This window comes from Arthrobacter sp. Y3223164, from assembly GCF_059091005.1.
In genome coordinates, this window is the sequence record NZ_JBNHGF010000576.1 from 1 (window position 1) to 1,304 (window position 1,304).

Consider the following 1,304-nt stretch of genomic DNA (forward strand, 5'->3'; position numbering starts at 1 on the left):
GCCGCCGGGGACATGGTGCTGCCGGCCGCCGGCCCAGTGGCGCTCCGTGCCAGGCTGCCGGACGCGGCCGGAACCGGCCCGATATCGTCGGCATGCTCGAACAGAACCTCGGTGAACCTGTCGGAGTAGCCCAACCGCTTGACGATCAGCCAGACGGAGGCGCCGACGATGACCATCGTGGCGATCACCGCGATTCCGGTGCCGTAGATACGCAGCAACGCGTTGACGGGGGAGAGGGCGTGGACGGGGGCGGTGTCCAGCAGCCAGACGATGGACCAGAACACGGCCGTACCGGCCAGGGTCAGCAGCGGGAACAGCAAACCGGCGGTACGTACTTTCTGGGTCAGCAGCTGCCGGGTTGCGGTCAACCGTGTAGAAAGCGTATGCAGATCGTGTTTGCCACCTTGCTCAAGAGCCTTCGATGACATCGCCGGTCGTGTTCCTTTCTGAGTCGCTTCGGGTGGACGCTTCACCGCGCAGCAGTTGCTCGGCGAAGCGGGTAAAGAATTGGGCAAAAGCTTCGCGGTCTTCGTCGGACCAATCCGCCAGGATTTCATCGACGACGGCCGCGCCGGCCTTGCCGATGTTCCGGTGCATCCGCCGTCCGGCCGTGGACGCCGTCACCAGGGTGGCCCGGCCGTCGTCCGGATCGGACTGTTTGTCCACCAGCCCTTTGTCCTCCAGGCGGCGGACCTGCGGGGTCATGGTGGATTTGTCCACGCCCTGCTGCGAGGCCAGTTCCGAGACCCGGACGGGGCCGTTGTCGTCGATGTACTCGAGCAAGGCCACGTCGGTGGGCGTCAGGCCAACCTCGCGCGGGTCGAACAGCTGTTTTCGCGTCTCCGCATGGGATGCCCAGCGCACCACTTGAGCCACGGCGTCACGGATCATGACGCCCGGATCGGGCTGTTTGCGGGAGCTGGCGGGCATGCCTCAAGTTTAGCCGTTTCCGTTTGGTTTTGCCAATCAAACCAAACCGGCGCTTTCGGGGGCTGGCCGACACCGGTTCCGGGCGGGGAAGCCGGCCCAGGGAGCGCGCCCGGGAGCCCGGAATACCGCCGGGGCTCACGGTTGAGTTGTCCGCGCCAAGGGTCCGACGACGGGCGGCGGATCGGGCCGCTTTGCGAAGGGTTTGCCCGCTGCCCACCACGCCGTTTCGCAGACCCAGAGCAGCAGGGCCCCGGCGGCGGCTGCGGCCAGCACGGGCGAGAACAACGCGAACGCCGGAGCCAGGACGGCGACCACCGCCCAGTCGCGGCTCCAAGCCAAACAGAGGGCGCCGGTCAGGAGGACAGCCGCGGCCA

Annotated in this window: 3 protein-coding genes; all 3 read right to left on the reverse strand. The window is 67.3% G+C overall.

Annotated features, from left to right (window positions below):
• Nucleotides 1-368, reverse strand: a 368-nt coding sequence (locus AC5RUJ_RS16525; RefSeq protein ID WP_494156276.1) for a hypothetical protein, incomplete at its 3' end; no start/stop codon positions are given.
• 40 nt (nt 369-408) lie between these two features.
• On the reverse strand, nt 409-930 hold the full coding sequence (locus AC5RUJ_RS16530) for a MarR family winged helix-turn-helix transcriptional regulator (protein WP_494001551.1): 522 nt from the start codon (nt 928-930) through the stop codon (nt 409-411).
• Nucleotides 931-1,065: 135 nt separating this feature from the next.
• Nucleotides 1,066-1,304 (reverse strand): hypothetical protein (locus AC5RUJ_RS16535; protein ID WP_494156277.1); only part of this gene is annotated, 239 nt, incomplete at its 5' end.

Excerpts from the sequence above, each read along its gene's own strand:
- AC5RUJ_RS16530 (WP_494001551.1), bottom strand. The coding sequence starts at position 930 with ATGCCCGCCAGCTCCCGCAAACAGCCCGATCCGGGCGTCATGATCCGT.